Source organism: Marinobacter lutaoensis (genome assembly GCF_001981305.1).
In the GTDB taxonomy this organism is placed as follows: domain Bacteria; phylum Pseudomonadota; class Gammaproteobacteria; order Pseudomonadales; family Oleiphilaceae; genus Marinobacter; species Marinobacter lutaoensis.
Genome location: NZ_MSCW01000012.1, coordinates 52,974 through 76,396 on the forward strand (window position 1 = coordinate 52,974; position 23,423 = coordinate 76,396).

General features: G+C 66.6%; 21 protein-coding genes. 4 read left to right on the plus strand and 17 right to left on the minus strand.

Going from position 1 to position 23,423, the window contains the following annotated elements:
* Positions 1 to 67: 67 nt before the first annotated feature.
* The 4 genes from tpx to BTO32_RS16740 form a co-directional block, all read right to left on the minus strand.
* Positions 68 to 565, minus strand: coding sequence for a thiol peroxidase (tpx, locus tag BTO32_RS16725; protein ID WP_076725805.1), 498 nt, complete (start codon positions 563 to 565; stop codon positions 68 to 70).
* 105 nt (positions 566 to 670) lie between these two features.
* Positions 671 to 1,900 (minus strand): multidrug effflux MFS transporter, encoded by a 1,230-nt coding sequence (locus tag BTO32_RS16730; protein WP_076725806.1) that lies wholly within the window; start codon positions 1,898 to 1,900, stop codon positions 671 to 673.
* Between the two features lie 102 nt (positions 1,901 to 2,002).
* The gene (locus BTO32_RS16735) at positions 2,003 to 2,914 is read right to left on the minus strand and encodes a LysR family transcriptional regulator (RefSeq protein ID WP_076725807.1); all 912 of its coding nucleotides are present in this window, start codon (positions 2,912 to 2,914) and stop codon (positions 2,003 to 2,005) included.
* Positions 2,915 to 2,958: 44 nt separating this feature from the next.
* The gene (locus BTO32_RS16740) at positions 2,959 to 4,110 is read right to left on the minus strand and encodes an alpha/beta fold hydrolase (RefSeq protein ID WP_076725808.1); all 1,152 of its coding nucleotides are present in this window, start codon (positions 4,108 to 4,110) and stop codon (positions 2,959 to 2,961) included.
* Between the two features lie 179 nt (positions 4,111 to 4,289).
* Here BTO32_RS16740 and BTO32_RS16745 point away from each other — a divergent pair, with 179 nt between their 5' ends.
* Entirely contained in the window at positions 4,290 to 5,189 is a 900-nt protein-coding gene (locus BTO32_RS16745) for an acyltransferase (RefSeq protein ID WP_076725809.1), read from the plus strand.
* A 1-nt stretch (position 5,190) separates the two neighbouring features.
* Here BTO32_RS16745 and BTO32_RS16750 read toward each other — a convergent pair whose 3' ends face one another.
* The 11 genes from BTO32_RS16750 to folE all read right to left on the minus strand — a co-directional run bounded on the left by BTO32_RS16750 (position 5,191) and on the right by folE (position 18,620).
* The gene (locus tag BTO32_RS16750) at positions 5,191 to 7,164 is read right to left on the minus strand and encodes a ribonuclease R family protein (protein WP_076725810.1); all 1,974 of its coding nucleotides are present in this window, start codon (positions 7,162 to 7,164) and stop codon (positions 5,191 to 5,193) included.
* Between the two features lie 71 nt (positions 7,165 to 7,235).
* Complete coding sequence (locus BTO32_RS16755) at positions 7,236 to 8,954, minus strand: GGDEF domain-containing protein (RefSeq protein ID WP_076725811.1); 1,719 nt, start codon at positions 8,952 to 8,954, stop codon at positions 7,236 to 7,238.
* A gap of 87 nt (positions 8,955 to 9,041) precedes the next feature.
* On the minus strand, positions 9,042 to 10,784 hold the full coding sequence (gene ycaO / locus BTO32_RS16760; protein ID WP_076725812.1) for a 30S ribosomal protein S12 methylthiotransferase accessory factor YcaO: 1,743 nt from the start codon (positions 10,782 to 10,784) through the stop codon (positions 9,042 to 9,044).
* Between the two features lie 90 nt (positions 10,785 to 10,874).
* Positions 10,875 to 11,324: a DUF411 domain-containing protein gene (locus BTO32_RS16765; RefSeq protein WP_076725813.1), complete on the minus strand. Its 450-nt coding sequence runs from the start codon at positions 11,322 to 11,324 to the stop codon at positions 10,875 to 10,877.
* 128 nt (positions 11,325 to 11,452) lie between these two features.
* The gene (locus BTO32_RS16770; RefSeq protein WP_076725814.1) at positions 11,453 to 14,026 is read right to left on the minus strand and encodes a heavy metal translocating P-type ATPase; all 2,574 of its coding nucleotides are present in this window, start codon (positions 14,024 to 14,026) and stop codon (positions 11,453 to 11,455) included.
* 4 nt (positions 14,027 to 14,030) lie between these two features.
* Entirely contained in the window at positions 14,031 to 14,459 is a 429-nt protein-coding gene (locus BTO32_RS16775) for a MerR family transcriptional regulator (RefSeq protein WP_076725815.1), read from the minus strand.
* A gap of 120 nt (positions 14,460 to 14,579) precedes the next feature.
* Positions 14,580 to 14,894 carry a hypothetical protein gene (locus BTO32_RS16780; RefSeq protein ID WP_076725816.1) on the minus strand — a complete coding sequence of 105 codons (315 nt, stop codon included), beginning with the start codon at positions 14,892 to 14,894 and terminating at the stop codon, positions 14,580 to 14,582.
* 55 nt (positions 14,895 to 14,949) lie between these two features.
* On the minus strand, positions 14,950 to 17,139 hold the full coding sequence (locus BTO32_RS16785) for a putative bifunctional diguanylate cyclase/phosphodiesterase (protein ID WP_425435233.1): 2,190 nt from the start codon (positions 17,137 to 17,139) through the stop codon (positions 14,950 to 14,952).
* Positions 17,140 to 17,206: 67 nt separating this feature from the next.
* Entirely contained in the window at positions 17,207 to 17,632 is a 426-nt protein-coding gene (locus BTO32_RS16790) for a CoA-binding protein (protein WP_076725817.1), read from the minus strand.
* A gap of 9 nt (positions 17,633 to 17,641) precedes the next feature.
* Positions 17,642 to 18,025, minus strand: coding sequence for a dihydroneopterin triphosphate 2'-epimerase (folX, locus tag BTO32_RS16795; protein WP_076725818.1), 384 nt, complete (start codon positions 18,023 to 18,025; stop codon positions 17,642 to 17,644).
* 25 nt (positions 18,026 to 18,050) lie between these two features.
* Positions 18,051 to 18,620, minus strand: a complete 570-nt coding sequence (folE, locus tag BTO32_RS16800) for a GTP cyclohydrolase I FolE (protein WP_076725819.1) — start codon at positions 18,618 to 18,620, stop codon at positions 18,051 to 18,053.
* 179 nt (positions 18,621 to 18,799) lie between these two features.
* Between folE and BTO32_RS16805 the strand changes: the two genes are divergently transcribed.
* The gene (locus BTO32_RS16805; protein WP_076725820.1) at positions 18,800 to 19,720 is read left to right on the plus strand and encodes an alpha/beta fold hydrolase; all 921 of its coding nucleotides are present in this window, start codon (positions 18,800 to 18,802) and stop codon (positions 19,718 to 19,720) included.
* Here the strand turns inward: BTO32_RS16805 and BTO32_RS16810 are convergent.
* On the minus strand, positions 19,717 to 20,787 hold the full coding sequence (locus BTO32_RS16810) for a GGDEF domain-containing protein (protein ID WP_425435234.1): 1,071 nt from the start codon (positions 20,785 to 20,787) through the stop codon (positions 19,717 to 19,719). The genes BTO32_RS16805 and BTO32_RS16810 overlap by 4 nt on opposite strands.
* 189 nt (positions 20,788 to 20,976) lie before the next feature.
* On the opposite strand from BTO32_RS16810, the gene BTO32_RS16815 reads away from it, so the two are divergent.
* On the plus strand, positions 20,977 to 22,059 hold the full coding sequence (locus tag BTO32_RS16815) for a patatin-like phospholipase domain-containing protein (RefSeq protein WP_076725822.1): 1,083 nt from the start codon (positions 20,977 to 20,979) through the stop codon (positions 22,057 to 22,059).
* Positions 22,060 to 22,111: 52 nt separating this feature from the next.
* Positions 22,112 to 22,360, plus strand: a complete 249-nt coding sequence (locus tag BTO32_RS16820; protein ID WP_076725823.1) for a CDGSH iron-sulfur domain-containing protein — start codon at positions 22,112 to 22,114, stop codon at positions 22,358 to 22,360.
* Here the strand turns inward: BTO32_RS16820 and BTO32_RS16825 are convergent.
* Entirely contained in the window at positions 22,357 to 23,349 is a 993-nt protein-coding gene (locus BTO32_RS16825; RefSeq protein ID WP_076725824.1) for a PAS domain-containing protein, read from the minus strand. The genes BTO32_RS16820 and BTO32_RS16825 overlap by 4 nt on opposite strands.
* Between the last annotated feature and the right edge of the window lie 74 nt (positions 23,350 to 23,423).

Here is a 23,423-nt window from a genome sequence, read left to right on the forward strand (position 1 = left end):
ACGGTGTGGGGGCGCAGTATACGACGATCGGCACGCCACCGCGAGGCGGGGCGTGCCGGGGGCAGGATCAGAGCACCTGCAGGGCCGCGTCGTAGTCGGGCTCGTTCTTGATTTCGCTGACCAGCTCGCTGTGCAGGACCCGGTCGTTCTCGTCCAGCACCACCACCGCGCGGGCGCACAGGCCGGCGAGAGGGCCGGTCTGGATAGCGACGCCGTAGTCCTGCTGGAAGCTGTAATTGCGGAAGGTGGACAGGGTTTCCACGTTCTTCAGTCCCTCGGCACCACAGAAGCGGGAGGCGGCGAACGGCAGGTCGGCGGAAATCACCAGCACCACGGTGTTGTCCAGGCCTCCGGCCTTTTCATTGAACTTGCGAGTGGAGGTGGCGCAGACGCCGGTGTCAATGCTGGGGATGATGTTGAGGATCTTGCGCTTGCCGGCCCAGTGTTCGAGTTTCACGTCTTCCAGGCCGCTGTTGGTCAGGGTGAAGGGGGGCGCGTTGTCACCGGGCTGCGGGAAGGTGCCGCTCAGCTCGATGGGATTGCCGTCCAGGGTAACCTTGCTCATGGTGGCTCCTTGTTGATTCGGGTTGGCGTTGTGCCGTGCTACTCCCCATAGACTAGTGTGGAAGACGGGCACTGTCATCCCCGCCGTTCAGGGGCGCACGGCCGTTCACAGGGGCGACTGGCCCGGGGCCCGCCGTGGCTCGAAACCGCGCGCCGGGCGGCGCTGGACCAGGAGCATGTGGAAGGCCAGGGCGATGGCGGCGCAGGCGGCGATGATGCTGGCCATCACCAGGGGCGTGCCATCGTGCAGACGGCCCACCAGGGCGCCGGCGCCGGCGGCGACGGCCATCTGGATGAAACCGAACAGCGCCGAGGCGGAGCCGGCCATGGTGGGAAAGTTGGCCAGGGCACCGGCCAGGGCCTGGGGCAGCAGCATGCCGGCACCGATCATGAACAGGGTCTGGGGCAGGATGACCGCCCAGACCGTGTGAACGCCCTGGTACGCCAGAATGGCCATGGCGCCGCCGCCGGTCACTGCCACCAGCAGGCCACGGACCAGAATCTGGTCGGCCAGGAGCTGACGGCTCAGGCGGGCGGAGGCCAGATTGCCGAGAATGTAGCCCACCACCATACAGGCGAAATACAGCCCGAAATGCTGTGGCTCGACCCCGAGAAAATCAATCAGGACGAAGGAAGATCCGGACAGGAACGCGAACAGCCCGCCGTAGATGGCGGCGTTGGTGAGGGTGTAGCCGAGGAACCGGACATCAATGACCAGGGTCCGGTAGTTGCGCAGCAGGTGGCCGGGCCGCAGCGGCTGGCGATAGGCCCGGGGCAGGGGCTCGGGCATGCCCCAGGCGATCAGGCCGGTGACCAGCAGGCCATAGGCGGCCAGGGCCAGGAAGATGGACGGCCAGCCCAGCTGAGCCAGCAGCGCGCCGCCCAGGGTGGGGGCCAGCGCCGGTGCCAGGGCCATCAGGCTGGCCAGGATCGCCAGGATCCGGCCGGCCTCGCGCGGGGTATAGATGTCGCGCACCGCGGCGCGTCCGAGCACGGGCCCGGCGGAGCCACCCACGGCCTGCAGGAACCGGCACAGCTGCAGGGTCTCGATGCTGTCGGCCAGGGCACAGCCGACACTGGCCAGGGCAAAGATCAGAATGCCGCCGATCATGATGGGCTTGCGGCCGAAGCGGTCGGCCAGCGGGCCACACACCAGTTGCGCCAGGGCAAAGCCCACCAGGTACAGGCTCAGGGTCAGCTGCACCTGGTCGGTGCCGCTGTGAAAATCCGCGCCGATCTGCGGCAGCGCCGGCAGGTACATGTCCGTGGCCAGAGGCCCCAGGGCCACGGCGGCGGCGAGCAGCAGGGTTGTCCAGACACTGGTCAGTGCAAACATCGGAGTTCCGGTCGGGTGAGTCATGCGTTGGCAGTTTAGGGGCGGTCGCTGGGGAAAAGAATGGTGGGGCGGCTCATACAACGTATGAGCAAAATTGATTGATTATTCGTTCAGCCCGTTCATGGTGGCCGCCACCGCGTTCACCTGGTTGCGAAGCCAGCGGTGGGCCGGATCGTTCTGGTTGCGGCTGTGCCAAATCATCAGCAGGGTGAAGGGCTTGTGCTCGAACGGCAGCGGCACCCAGGCAAAGTCCCGCAGCAGGTGCCGGCTCATCCGCTCCGGCGCGGTGGCCAGCATATCGGTGCCACGCAGGAACTCGGGCAGGCCGGAGAAGTTGGACACCGTGACCACGTTGCGACGTTCCAGCCCGCGCGCCTTCAGCGCCCCCTCCAGGGCCGGTTTTTCACCGGTGCCGAACACCAGGGCGATGTGATCCGCCTTCAGGTAGTCGGTCAGGTCCCGCGGCGGCGGCCGCCGGGCCGGGTCGTAGAACACCACCATCCGGTCCGCCATCAGCCCCCGTTGCATGATGTCCGTGGCCTCGGGTGCGTGCGGCGAGATGATCAGGTCGCAGATGTCCCGGCGTAGCATCTCGGCGGAGGGAATGCCCGAGGGAATGACGTGCAGGCGGATGCCCGGTGCCTGCTGGCGCAGACTGCGGACCAGGCCCGGCAGCAGCAGGTCGCGCTGGTAGTCGTTGGCGGCGACGGTGAAGGTGAAGTCGGCGGTGGCGGGGCTGAACGGCGGGCCGGCCGGCAGCGCCTGCAGGTCGGCCAGGATCTGGCGGATGTGTGGGCCCACCAGCAAGGCATAGCGGGTGGGCGCGATGCCCCGGCCGGATTTGACGAACAGCGGGTCACCCAGGGCCTGGCGCAGCCGCTCCAGGGTATGGCTGACCGCCGACTGGGTCACGCCCAGGCGCACCGCCGCCCGGGATACGCTGCCTTCGTCCAGAACCGCGAGGAAGGTGCCCAGGGCGCGGAAATCCAGATTCAATGTATCAACAGGGTTCATGGATTGGAGTGTAACCCGCCGCCCGGGAGGCGCCAACCGGAGCGTCAGTCGGAGCGCGCCGCCAGCCAGTCCGCCAGGGCCAGCCAGCTTGCCTGGGGGGCCTTGCGGCCGGCGAGGATGCCCATGTGGCCGCCGGGGACCACCTGGAAGGTCTTGTCGGTGGACCGGACCAGGTCCATCACCCGCCGGGCTGCCGCCGGTGTCACCAGGGTGTCCTCCGAGCCGGCAATCGCCAGCAGGTTGGCGTTGACGTTGTCGAGCCGGGCCAGATCGTCGCCGATCTGGATCTCGCCCCGGGACAGCTGGTTGTCAATCCAGACTCGAACCACGGTGTCCTGAACGATGCCCCCCGGATAGGCCACCATGCGGTCCAGGAACGCCGAGGTGGTGGCGTGGCTGCTGACGAAGTCCCGGTCACCGAGGTGGACCACCAGCTGCCAGTAGCCCAGCAGGCTGTTGATGGGGTTGGTCAGTTTGAAACCGAGGGTGTTGGCCCAGCCGGGGGAATGGAACCATTCCGGTTTCAGGTTGTGCAGGCGAAAGCCGGTCCGCCGCCGGACCCGCTCGGCGATGCCCGCCAGGCCCTGGTTCAGGAGCCCGAGCACGCCGGAGGCGTGGCTGTCCACCGGCGCGCCCAGCACGATGGCGTTGCGCACGTGCTGGTCCCGGCTCAGGGCACAGTAGAACAGAGTGAACATGCCGCCCATGCTCCAGCCGTGCAGGGACAGTTCCCGCTCGCCACTGTGGGCCCGTACCCGGTTCAGGTAGGCGGGCAGCAATTCGGCAACGTAGGTGTGCAGGTTGTAGTGGCTGTGCTCCCGGCCCGGCACCCCCCAATCGATCAGGTAGACCTCGAATCCCTGGGCCCGCAGGAAGCGTACCAGACTGCGTTGGGGAAACAGGTCATAGATCAGCATGTTGACCGCCAGCGGCGGGACGATGACGACGGGGGTGCGGTGGCGCTGTTGCCGGACCGGCCGTTCCAGATCGTCGAGCTGGATGGTCGACTCGGTCAACGGCGGGTAGTAGCGCAGGCTGACCAGGCCGTCGTGGTGCAGGGTCTCGAACGGCGTCTGGCCGGCCTGTACCAGGCTGGCGGCGCGGAACATCCGGTCAAAGGCGTTGCTGGTATAGGTGGCGCTGCGCCGGTACGCGGTGGCGGCCAGGCGGGTGGCGTGTCTGACAGGGTTGGGCATGGTGTCTTTCCGGGCGCGTCGGTCCTGTGGGTCAACCGGCCAAGCCTAGTACGGACGGCGCCGCCGGGCTATGGCAGGGATGTCCCCGGCCCCGGGCAACCGGGTCAGTGGCTGTGCTTTGCGGGCGGGCTTGCTATCATCGGGACTCCGAATCGAAACGATAAAAGAACAGGGTTGCCATGCTCCGTTTCCTGCCTGCTCCGGTCAAGGGGGTGCTCAATGCGCTCCTGCTGGGACTCAACACGCTTTTCTGGTGTCTGCTGCTGTACATTCCGGCGCTGCTCAAGCTGATCGTGCCGATCCAGAGGTTCCGTGTGCTCTGCACTCGCCTGATCATTGCCATCGCCGAGGCCTGGGTGGCCGGCAACGTGGCCTGGATGACGCTCACCCAAGACACCCGGTGGCGGGTGGACGGGGCGGATCGTCTGGCCCGGGAGGGGTGGTATCTGGTGCTCAGCAATCACCAGAGCTGGGTGGACATCCTGGCGTTGCAGCGGGTGTTCAACCGACGCGCACCGTTCCTGAAGTTCTTTTTGAAGCAGCAGCTGATCTGGGTGCCGGTGATCGGCCTGGCTTGGTGGGGGCTGGATTTCCCGTTCATGAAACGGTACAGCCGAGAGTATCTGCTCCGGCATCCGGACAAGCGTGGCGAGGATCTTCGGGCCACCCGCCGGGCCTGCGAGCGTTTCCGCTACACTCCGGTGAGCGTGATGAATTTCGTCGAGGGGACCCGATTCACCCAGGCCAAGCACGACCGGCAGGCCTCGCCCTACCGGCACCTGCTGGTGCCCAAGGCCGGCGGAGTGGCGTTTGTGCTGGACGCCATGGGCGACGCCATCCACACCCTGGTGGACGTGACCATCGCCTACCCGGCGGGCGCGCCCACCTTCTGGCAGTTCCTGTGCGGTCGGGTGCCGGAGATTCATCTGGTCATCGACACCCGGGACATTCCCGCTCATCTGAAGGGGCGGGACTACACCGCCGACGCCGAGCACCGGCGCAACGTCAAGGAATGGCTGGCCGGGCTCTGGCAGGACAAGGACGCGCGCCTGGAGCGACTGCTGACTCGGCGCGACTGAGTCAGTCGCCGTCGGCGCCGACCGCCTCGGCGTCCACCAGCGTGAAGTGGATCTGACGCCGTTCCTCGTCAACCCCGGCAAAGGTGACGGTGACCCGCTGCTCCAGCTGGAAGATGCGGCCGTTCTTGTTGTGGATCAGGCGCAGGGTGACCGGGTCGAAGCTGTACTTGCCGTCCAGGTCCTTGCAGCTGACAAACCCTTCCAGGCCGTTGCTGTCGAGGCGCACGAAGAAGCCGGAGGGCAGGGTCCGGCTGATGGTGCCGGCCATGGGCTCCGGGGTCAGTGACTTGGCATAGTCGCTCTTGAGCCAGGTTTCCAGCGCGTTGGCCGCCTGCCGGGCCCGCAGCTGGCTGGCCTGCAGGGCCTCCAGCTGCTGGGCGTTGAGCGCCTTCATCGGGGTGTCCCAGAGGATCGACTTGATCAGCCGGTGCACGTAGAAGTCGGAAAACTTGCGCAGCGGCGAGGTAAAGGTGGTGTAGGCCTCCAGCCCCATGCCCTGGTGCGGTGCCGCCTCGAACCCCAGCTCGGCGCGGGCCAGCTGCCGGGACAGGATGGCCTTGACCGGCACCTCCGAGGCCAGTGTCTCGCTCTGTTTCATCAGGACCTTGAAGCCCTCGGCGCTGAGCGCGTCCAGCTCCGCCAGATGCGGGGCGTGGGATTCCAGCAGCTTGCGGATGTTGTCGGCGCGGTCGTCGCGCAGCCCGGGGTGCTGGATGAACAGGCCCTGGCCGTGGCGTTTCAGGAAGTCGGCGGCGCAGCGGTTGGCGGCCACCATGCATTCCTCGACCAGGCGGTGGGCCTCGTTCTGGATTGCCGGTTCGATCAGGCGGATGCGCTTGTTTTCGTCCAGCCGCAGCCGGAACTCCGGCCGGTCGGCGCTCAGCAGGGCGTGCTCGGCACGCCACTTGCGCAGGGCGGTGGCGGCCTGGTGCAGCTGATCGAGGCTGTTGGCCACCGCCTCCGGCAGCGCCTTGATGTCGTCGTCCTCGCGGCCTTCGATCAGGTGCGCCACCAGGTCGTAGCTGAGCTTGCCCCGGGAGCGGATCACCGCCTGCCGGAAGTGGTAGTTGCCCAGGCTGCCGTCGTTGTTCACCTGCAGGTCGCACACCAGGGCCAGGCGGTCCACCTCCGGCATCAGCGAGCACAGCCGGGTGCTGATGGCCTCCGGCAGCATGGGCAGGGGGTCGCCGGGAAAGTAGATGGCGGTGGCCCGATTGAACGCCTCCTCTTCGGCCGGTGAGCCGGGCTCGATCAGGGCGGTCGGGTCGGCGATGGCAATGGACAGGGTCCAGCCGGTGGCGTTGGGGGTGGCCATCAGGGCGTCGTCCATGTCCTGGGTGCCGGGGCTGTCGATGGTGACGTAGGGCTGATCTCGCCGGTCCTCCCGGCCCTCGATGTGAGCGCTCAGGCTGTCTTCGGAGAGGGCCTCGGCCTGGGCGCGCACGGGGTCCGGCCAAGTGTCCGCCAGGTCGAAGCTGGCCAGGGTCAGGGCCCGTTCGATGCCCGGTTCGTCCGCCTTACCGATGACCCGCAGCACCTTGGCCTGGCCCTTGCCGTCCCGGAACGGGTGCCGGTGGATCTGGCAGTAGATGAAATCCCCCGGTTCGGCGCCTTGGCGCTCCTGGGGCGGGATGAAAATCCAGCGGTTGATGCCGGGGGTGTCCGGCGCCACGAAGTGGCCCTTGCCCTTGACCAGGTAGCGGCCGACGAAGGTGGTCAGGTGGGTTTCCAGAAGTTCGTCCACCACCCCCTGCGTCTTGCCTTTTTCCACCTCCTGCTCGGTGATGTTGACCCGGTCCCCGGGCAGCACTTTCTGCATTTCCTCCGGCGGCAGGAACACGTCCCGACCTTCGTCCAGGGCGACGAAGCCAAAACGGCCGTTGGTGGCCTTGACGGTGCCGGAGTACACCACCTTGCGTTCCTTGATTTCCGATTTCAGCTGGCGCAACTGTTTGAGAGCGTCGGCATTGAGCATGAAGAGAACCTGGCTGTGAAAATGGATGTTGGGGCCGAGTATAACGGTTCTGCCGGGGGGAGTCAGATTCGTCAGGCGGGGCGGATGGGCTCGTTCTGCGGGCGCCGGATGAACACGCAGTTCCGGCCCCGTTGCTTGGCTTGATACAGCGCCTGGTCGGCGTGGCGCAGCAGGGTGTCCAGACCCTCGCCGGGCTGGCCGTAATAGCCGCCGACGCTGACCGTGACCGGGGTACCGGTGCGCTGGCTTTCCACTTCCACGTGGGCCCGGATGCGGTGCGCAATCTGGTCCAGGGTCTGGGGGTCGCAGGGTGACAGCACGATGACAAACTCATCGCCGCCCCAGCGCCCGGGGTGGTCGTAGGGGCGCAGGCAGGTTTTCAGCCACAGCGCCACCCGGCAGAGCACCTCGTCCCCGGCCTGGTGCCCGTAGTGGTCGTTGATGGCCTTGAAATGGTCGATGTCCAGCCAGATCAGGCCGAAGCCCTGGTTCTGCCGGGCGGCGCGCTGAATTTCCTGTTCCAGCAGTTCATCGATGCCTCGGCGGTTCTTGAGCCCGGTGAGGGCGTCGACGCGGGCCAGCCGGTGCAGCTCCTCGGTGCGCAGGTTGACCTCGGTTTCCAGCTCGTGGGTGTTGTACTGGAGCCGGTTGGCCATGGTTTCGAAGTGGTCCACCAGACGCCCGATCTCGTTGTCCGGTTTGGGCATGTAGGGCAGGTTGAAATCCCCCTCGCGCAGCCGCTTGACGCCGCCTTCCAACGCCAGCAGGGGGCGAAGGATGCGGGACTGGATGATGATATGAAACAGCAACAGCGACACCAGCAGGCTGATCAGGAACACGCCGATCAGGGGCCACAGGTAGCTGGCGGGCAACAGGGTGTCGAGGTCGATCAGGGTGATCTCGAACCAGCCGATGGTGGGCAGGAACGCCACGCCGGCGAGATGTTCCCGGCCATCGACCGTCACGAAGCCGCTTTCCACGGCGCCGGCCTGGCCCTGGCGGTGTTTGAGCAGCTGCAGCATGCCGAGGATTTTCTGCTTGTCCTGGGGGGTGTCGAACAGCAGGTCGACGGTGTTCTTCTGGCCCTCGGGCTTGATGATGCTGGCGAAATCGATGTAGTTGCGGTCCCGGTACAGCTGGATGGCGCCGTTGTAATCCACAAACAGCGTGGTGATGCCGGCCTGGCCGATGTCGACGATGTCCTGCAGGAAGCTGTCGAGGTTCAATCCGGTGCCCACCATGCCAAGAATCTCACCCTGGGGATCCCGCATCAGCACGTCGATCCAGAGTTTGGTCACGCCCAGCTCGGTGTCGGGGTTGACGTTGAGGTGAAAGTCCCGGCCTTCCGCAATCAGCTGGAAAAACCAGGCGTCGTCGGGGTTGTCCGGGTTCAGGGTGTAGCGGTACTGGTTGCCGGCGTATTCGTTGTTGGCGTTGTTGTAGAAATAGTGGCCGTTACTGCGTAGGGCGACGAAGTAGCTCTTGTCCCGGAAGTTGGTGCGGAAGCTCTCCATCTGGTGAATCGCTTCCGCCTGCCGCTGGGGGGCGTCGGGGTTCTGGGCCCACTGGACCAGAGCGGAGGACTTGGCCATCTGCCGGGCCAGGCCGATTTCCCGTTCCAGCGACTGCAGCAGCCGGGCACTGTCGTACCGGACCTGGATTTCCGCAACCTGCTGGCCCCACCGTTCGATGATGCTGGACGACAACTGGCGATAGGCCAGCCACGAGGCGGTCGCGGCGCTGATGATCAGGATGGCCGCGAGGCCGAGGATGCGGGTTTTGAGACTCAAGTCGTGTCCTTGCCGTGCGCTGTGGGGGCTTCAGCCCCCATCATAGAACATCGGCCGGATGTGGTGTAGAAAAAATAGACAGTCGTCTCAGCCGCCGCGTTGCCGGCGCTGGCCGTCCAGCACCTTGCGGTAAGCCAACAGCAGCTGACGGTGGCCTTCGGTGGGTGCCTCCGGGTCCAGTGCCGGCAGCCCGGGGAAGCGGACCTCGCCACGCACCCAGGCCAGGGCCTCCGTCACCTTCGCCTCGCCATGGTAGAAGTCCAGCGCGCGCCGGTAGGGGGACGGATCATCGCAGGCCAGATGCAGCTCCAGCACCGCGTGCAGGGCGGCGTAGTCCGCCCGGTCCGGTGCCGCCAGGTCGCCCGACGCAAGCACCGCGGGCAGGTGCTCGAAGGCGCCTTCCAGGTCACCCAGGGCCAGACGCAGCCAGACCTTGAACTCGCCCACCCGAATCCGGCCCCAGCGGCTTGCGTCGCCGACGATGCCGGCCCACTCCAGCACCTTGAGCTGGTCGTTCACGTGCTGTTCCTCAAGGGTGTCCAGCAGTTGCTGCCAGCCCTCGGGGCCGGCGTTGGGCAGGTGGAACAACACCGGCCGCACCGGCAGGCAGGCGTTGTTGTTGTTCAGCACCAGCTCGTCCGGCAGATAAATGTCGGAGAAGCCCGGGATCAGGATGCGGCAGGCGTAGGCGCCGAGACCGGTGTGCTCGGCGATGTACACTTCGTGGCCCTCGTCGTGCAGCTGGTCGATCAGCTGGGCGCAGGCGGTGTGGTTGTCGCTGGCCCAGGGGCGGTTGGCGTCCCAGTCGACGAACGGCAGATCCGGCTGGTCGCTGAGCAGGGCCCAGCTGACGTAACCGGAGGAATCGATGAAGTGCAGCTCCAGGTTATGGGGTTCGGCCACCATGTCCATGTCGGTGGTGGGGGCCGGGAAGCCTTCCAGTTCATCCAGCGCCCGCCCCTGCAGCAACTCGGTCAAGGCCCGCTCCAGGGCCACCGCGAAGGTGGGGTGGGCGCCGAAGGAGGCATAGACGCCGCCGTCCGGATGCTGCAGCAGCACGCACATGACCGGGTAGCGCCCGCCAAGGGAGGCGTCCAGCGCCCGGACCCCGAAGCCCGCCGCCTGCAGGGCCGCGATACCGGCACGGATGTGGGGGTAGCGCGCCAGCACCTCGGCCGGTACTTCCGGCAGGGCGATGGCCTCGCTGATGATGCGGTTCTTGATGGCCCGTTCGAACAGCTCGGACAGCCCCTGAACGATGGCTTCCTCCCGGTTGTTGCCGGCGCTCATGCCGTTGGAGACGAACAGGTTGGCAATCAGGTTGACCGGCACATAGACCGTTTCACCGTCTCGCTGGCGCACGTAGGGCAGGGCGCACAGGCCCTGGCCGGTGCCGCCACCGTTCATGTCCAGAAGCTGGTCCGGGCGCAGCCCCTGGGGTTCGATGTAACGCTCCAGCCAGTGCCGGTCCAGCAGGTCCGCCGGCCAACCGGCTGTCACCGGGAACCAGCGCTCGTCCGCCTGATGGATGTGGCCGTAGTCCCGGTAGACCGGGTCCAGCATGAAGTCGGCCCACAGGTAACGGGTCGACAGCCGCTCGATCAGCTCGCCGTAGGCACTGGCCAGCGCCGCCTGACGGCTGGCGCCCTTGCCGTTGGAGAACACCTGGGGACAGTCCCGGTCCCGGATGTGTACGGACCAGATGTAGGGGGCCGGGTTGAGCCAGCGGGCTTCCTCGATGTGGAAGCCGAGGTCTTGGATGGCTTGGCCGATGTTGGCAATGGAGGTTTCCAGGGCTTCGTCCTTGCCTGGAATGAAGGTCTTGGTCATAGGGGCGCTCGCCGGTTGCATCAACTCAGGACGGGCGATGCTAACAGGACCGGCCGCCGGAGACCACCGGCGCCGGCCCCGGGGCGGTGCCTAGCGGTACTCGGCGAATACGCGGGTTTGCCCGGCGTCATTGAACAGCAGCACCTGATAGGGATCCTGGCGTCCTCCCATCGTCATGCCGGGGGAGCCGGCGGGCATGCCCGGAACGCTGAGACCGCGGGCCTTGGGGGCCTCGGTGATCAGCCGCCGGATATCCGTGGCCGGGACATGGCCCTCGATCACGTAACCGTCGATGAAGGCCGTGTGACAGCTCGCCAGTGCGGGTGTGAGACCGGCACCGGCCTTGATCGGGTTGAGGTTCCCGGTTTCGCTGACGGTCACCTTGAAGCCGTGATCTTGCAGATGACGGACCCAGTCCGTGCAGCAGCCGCAACTGGGCGACTTGTAGACGTGAATGCCCCGGCCGGCGTCATCGGCCAGCAGTGGCGTGCTGGCGCCGAGCGTGGTGGCCAGCAGGGTGGCGAGTGTGACGGTTTTCATGTCGGCTTTCCTCGAGGTTCAGTGATGATGCGTGGGCGGCGAGTCCGGATCGTCCGGACCGGAGAGCCAGAACCACCAGACGATGGCGGCCATCAGGGCCAGGCCGCCCAGATTGACCAGCAGGGGAGTCATGATGCGCGTGCCTCCTGGGTGTCGGATTCGGCGGGCCGCCCGGGCCGGAACCGGCGCAGCCGGTTGGCGTTGCCGACCACGGTGACGGAGGACAGCGACATGGCCGCGCCCGCCAGGATCGGGTTCAGCAGGATGCCCCACAGCGGGTACAGCAGGCCGGCCGCGATGGGGATGCCCAGGGCGTTGTAGATAAAGGCGCCGAACAGGTTCTGATGGATGTTGCGGACGGTGGCCCGGGAGATTTCCAGGGCGTCCGGCACGCCGTGTAGTGAGCCCCGCATCAGGGTGATGGCGGCGCTTTCGATCGCCACGTCGGTGCCGGTGCCGATGGCAAAGCCGACGTCGGCGGCGGCCAGCGCCGGGGCGTCGTTGATGCCGTCCCCGACCATGGCCACGGTGTGGCCCCGGCGCCGCAGGCTGGTCACCACTTCCGCCTTGTCCCGGGGCAGCACCTCGGCCCGGTAGTCGTCGATGCCGGCCTGGGCGGCGATGGCTCGGGCAGTGGCGTCGACATCGCCGGTGACCATCATCACGCGGACGCCGGCCCGGTGCAGGCGTTCGATGGCGGCCCGGGTATCCGGCTTGAGAGCATCGGCGACGCCGATGACGCCCAGTACCCGATCCCCCCGAGCCAGGAACAGCGGCGTGCCGGCGGCGTCGGTGATGGTCCGGGCGACCTCCGTCACCTGTGCCAGAGACAGGCCCTCGGCCTCCAGCCAGCGCCGGTTGCCCAGGCGCAGGATGTCGCCGTCCAGGGTACCGCGCACGCCCTGGCCGTTGAGGGCCTCGAACGCGCTGACCGGCGCCGGTTCGATGCCGTTCCGACGCGCCCGTTCGAGAATGGCGCTGGCCAGGGGGTGCTCGGAGTGTTGTTCCAGTCCGGCGGCCAGGGCGAGCAGGGTGTCCTCCTGGCCATCCACGGCGTGCAGGTGGGTGACCGTGGGCCGCCCCTCGGTCAGGGTACCGGTTTTGTCCAGGATCACGAGATCGACCTGGCCGGCACGTTGGAGGGCCTCGCCCTGACGGATCAGGATGCCGTACTGGGCCGCCTTGCCCACCCCGACCATCACCGACATGGGCGTGGCCAGTCCCAGGGCGCAGGGGCAGGCAATGATCAGGACGGTGGTGGCGGCGACCATCATATGCACCACTTTCGGCTCGGGGCCCAGGTTGTACCAGGCCAGGGCCGCGGCCACCGCGATCAGCATGACGGAGGGGACGAACACCGACGAGATTCGGTCAGCCAGCCGGCCCAGGGGCGGCTTCGAGCCCTGGGCCTTTTTCACCAGCGCTATGATTTGGGCCAGGGCGGTGTCGCGTCCCACCCGGGTGGCCTGGTAGATCAGGCTGCCCTGGGTGTTCAGGGTGCCGGCGGCCACCTCGTCGCCGGCCCCCTTGGCCACCGGCATGGGTTCGCCGGTGAGCATGCTTTCGTCGATGCGGCTTTCCCCCTCCAGGACGATGCCGTCCACCGGCAGTTTCTCCCCGGGACGGACCCGGATGCGGTCGCCCCGGCGCACGTGCTCCACCGGCAGATCCTGCTCCCGGCCGTCGCGGATGACCCGAGCGGTCTTGGCGCGCAGGTCCAGCAGCCGGCGGACCGCCTCCGAGGTCTTGCCCTTGGCCCGCAGCTCCAGGGCCTGTCCGAGATTGATCAGACCGAGGATCATGGCCGCCGCCTCGAAGTAGACGTGCCGGGCCATCTCCGGCACGGCATCGGGCAGCAGCACCACGACCATGGAATAGAGCCAGGCAGTGCCGGTGCCGAGGGCGATCAGGGTGTCCATGTTGGCGTTGTGGTGGCGGCAGGCTTGGACGGCGCCGCGGTAGAAGTGACCGCCGGTACCGGCCATGACCACTAGGGTCAGCAGGCCCAGCACCAGCCAGGTCAGACGGTTGCCGTCGGTGACCGCCATGGCGCCAAAGCCCATGCCCCAGACCATCAGTCCAAGCCCCAAACCGAGGCTGATGGCTGTGTTGATCAGTCGTTGCCGGTACTGGCGCCGGTCCTGCAGCCGCTTGCGTTCGTCGGCCCGGTCCGGGTCTTCGATCAGCTCGGCGCCGTAACCGGCCCCTTCGACGGCGGAAACCAGGGCTTCCGGCTCAGCGTCGCCGGTGACGGTGGCCACCTGGTCGGCCAGGTTCATGTGGGCATCGCGGACGCCGGGTACCGAGCGCAAGGCACGTTCAATGGTGTGGACGCAGGAGGCGCAGGTGGCACCGGACACCGCGAGGGCGAGCGGCTCCCCGTCGTTGGCGGCCGGCTCCGGAGTGTCCACCGGGCCAGAGGTGGTGTCGGATGCTGGCGGTGTCGTCCGGGGCGTGTTCTGGCCGCAGGGTTGGGCATCGGCCAGGGGCTGCCCCGGATAACCGGCGTCGGTGACGCGCCGGGCGGCCTCCGCCAGATCCAATCCGGGGGGCAGGGCGACGGTCTGGTGCTCCAGGTCCACGGCGATCCGTTCCGGATCACCGGTCATCGGGGCCAGCGCCTGGCGAATCTTGCGGGCGCAGCCCTGGCAGGACGCGCCGGAAATGCTCAGGGCGGGCTGCGGGGCGGTGGTTTCGGTCATGGGCTCAGGCCTCCTGTCCGGTGTCGGTGGCGTCTTCCCAGTGTTCGATCAGCTGGCAGATGGTGTGGCCGTCGGGGGTGCCGTCGGGCATGCTCCGCCACACGTTCAGGGCGGTCCGCATGCGCTGACGCAGCTGCTGCAGCTGGGCGATCTCCCGTTCCACCTGCGCCAGACGCCGCTCAAACAGGTCCCGGACCATCGGGCAGGGGGAGTGGTGCTCGTCGGCCTGGTCCAGAATGGCGCGGATTTCCGACAGCGAAAACCCAAGTTGCCGGGCCTTGCGCGCGAACCGCAGCCGGCGCAGGTCGTCGGCGTCGTACTGCTGGTAACGGTTGTCCGGGTTGCGGCTGGGCCTCAGCAGCCCCTCACGGGTGTAGTAACGCACAGTGTCTGGCGTCACACCGGCCGCTTCGGCCAGTTCCTTGACTTTCATGGTCGGGACCTCCTGCAGTGCACCGGCGGTGGTGGCGGCCCACCGGGGGATATCATGCAGGTTAGCGTAAAACCTGTGAGTTGCTCACAAGTCAAAGGGGGATGTCGCCGACCGTGTCCGTCAATGGCCCCGGGCGCGCAGGAACACGCCGCAGCTGGGGCACTGGTCCGGCGCCATCAGCTTGGCCTGCCAGCCGATCCGGCGGCCGCAGGCGGGGCAGCGCAGGCGCAGTTGCAGGACGATGATCGGGGCGATCAGGGCCGCGAACAGGTAACCGAGAGGACTCCAGCGGTCGCCGCTGGACAGGCCCAAATGGCTGCTGAACACCAGCAGCAGGGTCAGGGCCGCGAAGGCGAAGAGGAAATAGAGGCGGTTGCAGCGCTCCCAGCGCCGCAGTTGCGCATCCTGTTCCGGGGTCAGGTAGTGGCTAGCCATGGCTCCCATCATGCAAGACTGTGAGGATCCCTATGATGCGGCGGTGGCCGCTGCATTACAATCCGCCGTCTTCCGGACCGGTCACCAGCAGCCCCGCGGCCAGGGCCCGTTCCAGCTCCGCGGCCGGCATCGGCCGGCTGATCAGGTAGCCCTGGGCCAGGTGGCAGCGATACCGTTTCAGGAATGCGAGCTGCTCCTCGGTTTCCACGCCCTCGGCAATGACCCGGATGCCCAGGTTGTGGGCCAGGCTGATCACCGCCCGGGTGATGATGCCGCTTTCGTGGCGCTGCGGGACATCGGTGATGAACGAGCGGTCGATCTTGAGAACATCCACCGGGAAGTCCCGGAGGTAGCCCAGGGAGGAGTAGCCCACGCCGAAGTCGTCGATGGCGAGATGGATGCCCAGGTCGTGGATGCGCGCCAGCTGGTTGTGGTTGTGCTCGATGTTGCGGATGTAGGACTCTTCCGTCAGCTCCACTTCCAGCCGGTTGGGGGCGATACCGGCGTTCAGCAGGGACTGGCGGAGATCATCCACCAGGTCTTCGTTTTCCAGTTCACGGCCGGACAGGTTGATGGCAATGCGCAGGTGTTCACAGGGCGTGCCCCGCCATTGTGCCAGCTGGTTGCAGGCGGCCTGGATGACCCAGCGGCCGATGTCCCGGATGCGCCCGCTTTCCTCGGCCAGGGGAATGAACTCGGCGGGCGGTACCAAGCCCCGGCGGGGGTGGTGCCAGCGAATCAGGGCCTCGACACTGTCGATGGCACCGGTCTCGAGGTTCAGCTGCGGCTGGTAGTACAGCGACAGTTCGTTGTTCGCCAGGGCCTGGCTGAGGTCCTTGTCCAGCTGCAGGCGCATCACTTCCCGCTCCTGCATGCCCTCGGTGTAGAACTGGTAACTGTTGCGGCCCTGCTCCTTGGCGCGGTAGAGGGCAATGTCGGCGTTTCGCAGCAGGGTGTCTGCGTCCAAGCCGCTCTGGGGGTAGACGGCAACACCGAGGGTTGCGGTAATCTGGTGCCGCTCGCCCTGCACCAGAAAAGGTTCCTGGAAACACTGCTTGACCTGCCCGATCAGGTTGATCACCTCGTCGATGTCGTCCAGCTGCTGCTGGCACAGCATGAACTCGTCGCCGCCAGAGTAGGCCACCAGCACGCATTCGTTGCTCAGGTGGTTGAGCCGTTCGGACACCTTGATCAACAGCTCGTCGCCAAATTGGTGGCCGAGGGAGTCGTTCAGCGTCTGGAAACGGTCCAGGTCGAGCATGATCAAGGCCACCTGCCGCATCTGCCGGTCGGCGATGCTGAGGGTGTGGGCCAGGTCTTCCATGAAAAAACGGCGGTTGGCCAAGCCGGTGAGGGTGTCGGTGGACTCCAGCCGGGCGAGGTCCTGCTGGATGCGCTTGCGTTGGTGGATTTCCCGCTCCAGTTCCTTGCGGGTTTTCAGCAGCGCTTGGTTGCGCTTGAGGATGAGCTGCACCAGCAGGGTGCTCAGGCTGGTGAGCACGCCTATGAACAGCAGGGAGAAAAAGGTGACCTGGGGCCAGTCGCTGCGCTGTTCCTCCACCCAGGGGAGGGGTGGGGACAAGGTCAGGGACCAGTCCAGGGTGGGCAGGTCCACCGATTCGGTGTGGGCGAAGCCGGTGTGGATGTTGTCGGACTGGTTGAGCTGATAGCTGAGCCTGCCCCGGTCCCGGATGTCGATCTGGAAGGTCTGCAGGACGCGACGGTCGAGCAGTTGCCGGGCGAGGGTCTCCATGCGGAAGACCCCGGCGATGAAGCCGTTGTTGTGGTCGCCGCGGCCGACCGGCGCATAGATGACCATGCCCTTGCCGCCCTGCTTCAGGTCGATGACGCCGGAAATGTCGTAGTGGCCGTCCCGGCGGGCCGACTCCAGAGCCTGTCGGCGCTGCTCGGAGAAGGCCACGTTGTAGCCGATGACCTCCTCGTTGCCAACGTAGGGTTCCAGCCAGCGGATGACAAAGTTGCGGTCGATCCACTCGATCGCCTGGAAGGTCCCGAAATCCCGAAGGTAGGCCCGGGCGTCGGCGCGCCAAGTGGCCTCGGTCATGTCGGCGTCGGCTTCGAGCCGTGCCGCCATCCGGTTGATGGCCTCGGCGTGAATGGTGAATTCACGCTCCAGGTGACGGGCCATGGCCTTCGCCTCGTTGGCCAGGCTGGCCTGGATCTGGCTGCTGTCCTGGTGGCTCAGGCCAAAACGGAGACCGGCGGCGAGGGCGAGGAAAATCAGGAGAATGAGAACCGGAAACGCCGGGCTCAGCAGCGCGAGGGCGAGGGCGCTGCTGGGCGCCGCCGTGTTATCCACGGCGCACTCCGAGCCGGGGAATCTCTTGCTTCGGGCACCGGTTCATCACCACGGTGAGACCGGCCGCCTCCGCCCGGGCGGCGCCGGCTTCGTTGATCACGCCGATCTGCAGCCAGAGCACCGGCACGCCCAGGGCGATGGCCTGATCGATGACCGGGTCGGTGCGTTCGGGGGCCAGGAACAGGTCCACCATGTCCACCGGTTCCGGCAGATCGTTCAGGTCCGCCACCACGGTTTCGCCCAGCAGGGTCTGGCCGGCCAGGCGTGGGTTGACGGGGATCACCCGGTAGCCATGCGACTGCAGGTAGGCCATCACCTGGTGCGAGGGGCGCGAGGTTTTTTCGCTGGCACCGACCAGGGCAATGGTACGCACCCGTTCGAGGATGCCGCGGAGCTGTTCAGGGGCTTCGGTGGGCATGGGGGTTCCTCAGTCCGGGGTGCGTTGGGCTTCGAGGGTGACCGAAACCGACTCGGCGTAGCGTAACGCGTGGGGCTTGTCGATTTCCACCCGGGCCCAGTGGACCGCCGGATGCGCCATCACGATGCTCAGCACCTCATGGGTCAGGCGCTCCAGCAGGGCGAAGCGGTTGCCGTCGACGTGGCGGATGACCTGTTTGGTGATGGTTCGGTAGTTCAGCGCGGCCTCGATTTCGTTGCGCGTAATGGCCTCGGTGGCGTCGTAGGTCAGCTCCACGTTGATCAGCACGTCCTGCTGATTGCGGATTTCCTCCTCCTTGATGCCGATGTAGGCCCTCAGCAGCAGGTTTTTGATCCGTACCCGCGCCGGTTTGCATGCGATGACTTCGCCCATGGCTACCTCCTGCAACGGTTCGGGGTCAGCGGTTGTGGCCGATCAAGTTCAGGAATTCGGTGCGTGTTGCCTGGGAGGTGCGGAACTGCCCCAGCATCACCGAGGTTTTCATCCGCGAGTTCTGTTTCTCGACGCCGCGCATCATCATGCACATGTGCTGGGCCTCGATCACCACCGCCACCCCCTTGGCCTTGGTGACACGCTCGATCGCCTCGGCGATTTCCCGGGTCAGGTTTTCCTGGATCTGCAGACGCCGCGCGTACATGTCGACGATGCGGGCGAACTTGGACAGCCCCAGTACCTTGCCCTGGGGCATGTAGGCAATGTGGCATTTGCCGATGAAGGGCAGCATGTGGTGCTCACACATGCTGTACAGCTCGATGTCCTGCACCACCACCATTTCGTCCATGCTGGATTCGAACACGGCGTTGTTCACCAGCTCGTCGAGGTCCTGTTGGTAACCCCGGGTCAGGAACTGCATGGCCTTGGCGGCGCGCATGGGGGTATCCCGCAGACCTTCGCGGTGGCTGTCTTCACCGAGGCCTTCGATAATGGCCCGGTAGTGGCCTGCGAGGTCATCAAGGAGTTTGCTCATAGATGTGTCCAACTGACTGTTTTACCGAATTGTGAAAGCTTAAGGGAATTCGCCCGTGATCTCCACGGTATACGGTGCCAAGGTGGCAATGGACGCCTGTCGGGTGGCGTTCCGGCCATGGCGGCACCGGCCGCTTTGCATTACAGTGGCAGAGTCTGATCGGAGGCAAGGGACGACGCATGGTTGAAGTGCTATCCGGACACGAGGGCGAGGTCGCCCGCCGGCACGAGGACGGCAGCCTGGAGGGCTGGCAGCAGGCGGGCAAGTGGTTCAGTTACGAGGGGCACGCCATTTTCTGCCGCATGGGCGGGATGGGCGAGCCGCTGGTTCTGCTGCACGGTTTCCCGACCGCCAGCTGGGACTGGAGCCGGATCTGGCCGATGCTGGCGCAACAGTACCGGGTGTTGGCGTTGGACATGCTTGGCTTCGGGTTTTCCGACAAACCCTGGAACTACGCCTACAGCATCGAGGACCAGGCCGACCTGGTCCAGGGCTGGCTCGAGGGCCTGGATCTGGGCCGGGTGCACCTGCTGGCGCACGACTACGGCTGCAGCGTGGCCCAGGAACTCCTGGCCCGGGACCAGGAAGGGCGCCTGCCGTTCGTCATCGGCTCCGTGTGTTTCCTCAACGGTGCGCTGTTCCCGGAAGTGCACAATCCCCTGCTGATCCAGCGCCTGCTGCGCAGCCCGCTGGGAGGGCTGATCAGCCGGGGGCTGACCCGGCGTGCCTTCGAGGTCAGTTTCCGGCGCCTGTTTGGCAGCCAAAACCCGCCCGGGCGGCAGGACCTGGAGGACTTCTGGCAGCTGCTGACCTACAACAACGGCCGCGGCATCCTGCACCACCTGATCCAGTTCATGGAAGAGCGCCGCTGCCATCGCAACCGTTGGGTGGGTGCGCTGCAGCAGGCCAGGCAGCCCATGCGCCTGGTCTCCGGCACGGCGGACCCGGTGTCCGGCGCGGCCATGGCCCGGCGCTACCGGGAGCTGGTGCCGGAGGCGGATGTGGTGAGCATTCGCAACGTCGGCCACTACCCTCATTTCGAGAGCCCCTGGGACGTGTTCAGCGCGTACCGGGATTTCCGCAAACTGGCCGGCCGTTAGCCCGAAACCGGGTCGGAGGCGTCGTCCCGGGCCGGCGCCTGCCCCTGCTCCTGTGAGTGGATTGGTCTGGGCGCGGTCACCACCTGATTGCGGCCACGGGACTTGGCTTCGTACAGGGCTTGATCCGCGCGCTTGAGCCAGATCGACCAGGTCTCACCCTGGCTGACCTCGGCGACGCTGGCGCTGGCGGTCAGGCTGATGTCGTCCAGAAACGGGCGCGCACTGATGCTGCTGAGCAGCTGGTGGGCCAGGCTGTCGGCGTCTTTCTGGCGGGTCTCCGGCAGGACGATCATGAACTCCTCGCCGCCAATGCGAAACAGCTGGTCACTCTCCCGCAGCCGCTTGCGCAGGCGCCGCGCCATTTCTGTCAGCACCCGGTCGCCGGCCAGGTGCCCCCACTGGTCGTTGATGGTCTTGAAATAGTCCAGGTCGATCAGAATCAGGCTGGACACCCGCTCGTACCTTTCCCGCATCTGGATATGGCTATTCAGGATGTCCGACAACTGGGTCCGGTTCAGGCAGCCGGTCAGGGGGTCGGTGGTGGCCAGGCGGGTCAGCTCCTGCTGCAGCTTGCCCACCAGCCAGGCGAAGATCATGGCGAACAGGCAGGTCAGCCCCAGGGAAAAGGTGATCCGCCAGAAGTCCGCTTCCGGGAACTTGACGAACGACACCACCGCCATGATCACCACGAACACCACGTTGCTGGCGATGGCCTCGCGCAGCGGCAGCAGGAAGAACAGCGCGGTGGCGGCGGGATAGGACCAATACAGGCCGGCATGGCCGTTGATGCTGGTGGAATAGGCGGCGCACACCACGGCCAGCAAGGGAAAAAGCCGCCCCTTCAGGAAATAGGTCTGCCGGAAGCGGAGGAAGGCGATGACCAGCAGGGCGTTGACGCAAAACAGCACCAACAGCCCGGCCAACAGCTCGTGGCCTTGCTGCCATTGCACCAGCACCAGCGGCGCAACGGCGACAAAGGCCCAGAAATGCAGGTGATAGACCAGTTGGCGTTTGAATCCCAGTACCGCCAGGGTGGGGGTCGGCGCAAGCGAGCCGGGGGTTGGCATGTAGTTCACAGCCTGCTCCTGCTGTTGTTGGTCTCTGGGTTCGTTCCGTGAGCCCGGTGGTCGGGTCTGGTATGCCCTGTTAGTAATAATGAAGCAGAAAGCGCCGTTTATGGCCACCATTAGTTTTGTTCAGTTGGCCGCGCTGACGGGGGTTGGTTACACTCGGCGGACTTGGATAGGGAGCTTACCATGACCGCCATACACATCCGGACGCCGGCCCTGACCCTCCGCGCCGGCCGGCGCGCGCTGCAACGGTTGCAGGAGAAACCCCTGGCGCCGGAGGACGTTCACGTCATCCCCGGTGCCGCCGGCGGCCCCAAGGCGCTGGGCATCTCGGGCCTGGACCGGGCCATCTTTGGCGACTGGCTGCCCCGGGTGCCCCAGGAGCGGGTGCTGATCGGATCGTCCATCGGCAGTTGGCGTTTTGCCGCGGTGGCGTCGTCCGACGATCCCGGGGCGCAGCTCGCCCGGCTGGCGGACCTCTATGTGAGCCAGCGCTTCGCCCGGGGGGTCAGCGCGGCTGAGGTGACCCGTAAGAGCCTGCTGTTCCTGGAAGCCCTGATCGGTGGCCGGGAGGAGGCGATTCTCAATCACCCCTATTATCGCCTGCACATCGTGGTGGTCCGCAGCCTCGGACTGCTGGCCCACGACAGCCGGGGCCGGCTGGGGCTGGGGTTGGTCAACGTGATTGCCGCCAACATGGTTAGCCGGCGCCACCTGGGGCGGTTCCTGGAGCGCGGCATCGTGCGCGATACCCGGGTGAAGATGCCAGTGGCCAAGTTGGTGGACTTTCCCAGCCACGAGGTGGCCCTGACCCGGGACAACCTGCTGCCGGCGCTGCTGGCCTCCGCCTCCATTCCGCTGGTGATGTCCGGGGTGCGTAACCTCCCGGGGGCACCGGAAGGCGTCTATCGGGACGGTGGCCTACTGGACTACCACTTGGACCTGCCGTACCAGCAGCCGGGTGTGATCCTCTATCCCCACTTCACCGACAAGGTGGTGCCGGGCTGGTTCGACAAATCACTGCCCTGGCGACGGGGCGACGCCCAACGCCTGAAGGATGTCCTGCTGATCGCCCCGTCCCGGGAATACCTGGCCAGCCTGCCGGATCGCAAGTTGCCGGACCGTAAGGATTTTGAACGGTATGCCGGCGACGACGATGGCCGGGAGCGGGCCTGGCGGCGGGCAATCGCCGAAAGTGAGCGCCTGGGCGATGAGTTCCTGGAACTGGTGGAAACGGGGCGCCTGGTGGAGCGGCTGCGACCGCTGTAGCCGCCAGCGTTGTCTATACTGGAGAGCACAGCCAGCGGATCCGGGAGGTCCCATGCCTGAGCAACAGCCTCTCATGGCCAGAAAAAGCCCCTACAGCGTGCAGGTGGAGGGCGGTAAGCGCTACTTCTGGTGCGCCTGTGGCCGCAGTGCCAGCCAGCCGTTCTGTGACGGCTCCCACCGCGGCACCGGCTTCAGCCCGGTGCCCTATATGGCGGAGAAGACCGAATGGGTCTGGTTCTGCGGCTGCAAGCAGACCGGTTCGCCGCCGTTGTGCGACGGCACCCACAAAACCCTGGACTAAGTGTCCCGGGATCCCACCGGTGTCGCGGTGACCCGGAAACCGGTCAGGCCGTGCACCGGGTCTTTGATCGCCTTCACCCGTACCGTGGCGGCGAGGTCGCCCGCCAGGGCAGCGCGCAGGCGCAGGTCCAGTCGTTGGGGCCGGGTCGTGGCCGCCGCCTCGGACAGGGTTCGCCGAAAGTTGTCTCGGTCCACGGCCGAGACCAACGCCTCGAACGGGGTGCCGGCGAGATCCGACGGCGCCCGGCCAAGCCAGTCGGCGCATTGCTCAGACATGAAATCGATCCTGCCCCGCTCGTCCAGCTCGCTGGTCAGCCCCCCCGAGAGCTGGACCAGGTCCCGGCTTCGGGTTTCACTGTCATCCAGGGCCTGGCGCAGGATCGACTGCTCCGTTTCCAGGTTGCTGATGCCCCGGCTGGCGCGGGTTTCGCTGGCGATCAGTGCCTGAATGCGGGCGGCCTGCCGGGCCAGTCGGCGGCACAGCAGCAGCGCCAAGCCGGACGCCAGCAGCGACAGCGTCAGCCCCGCCAACCACACCCGCGCACCGACCCGGCGTGATGCCCCCTCCAGCAGGGCCTCGGTGGGTACCGTGGTGAGCATCCAGTGGTAAGGGCCGGGTTGGACCTCGGTGCGCAGGGCGCGGGTGGGGTCGTCCAGATGCCGGGTTTGCAGTTCCAGCAGCGGGGTCTTGGTGTGTCGCTGAAGGGTGTCGATGCGCAGGCCGAGATCGTCCGGCAGGGCGTCGCCGAATAGGATCGGCAGCCAGCTGCTGGGAGGCGAGTCGTCACCGACATGCTCCGGCGCCAGGGTCAGCAAGCGGTTGACCAAAGCCAGGTGCTGCGCCTGGTAACGGGCCTCGGCGAGGGCCCGGGCCTGGGCCGATTCGAGCCGGGCCACGGCGGCGGTGGTGGCCAGGCCTGTGAGCAGGAGGGCCAGGGGCACCCAGAGTGACGGCCAGAGTCTGGCCCGGCAAGGCGTCTGACGTGGCATGGGCAAGGCTCCCCGGGAGCGGCGACACTCCCGACCGGTATCGGCATCGGAAGTGTCTACCATAGACCAGCGGT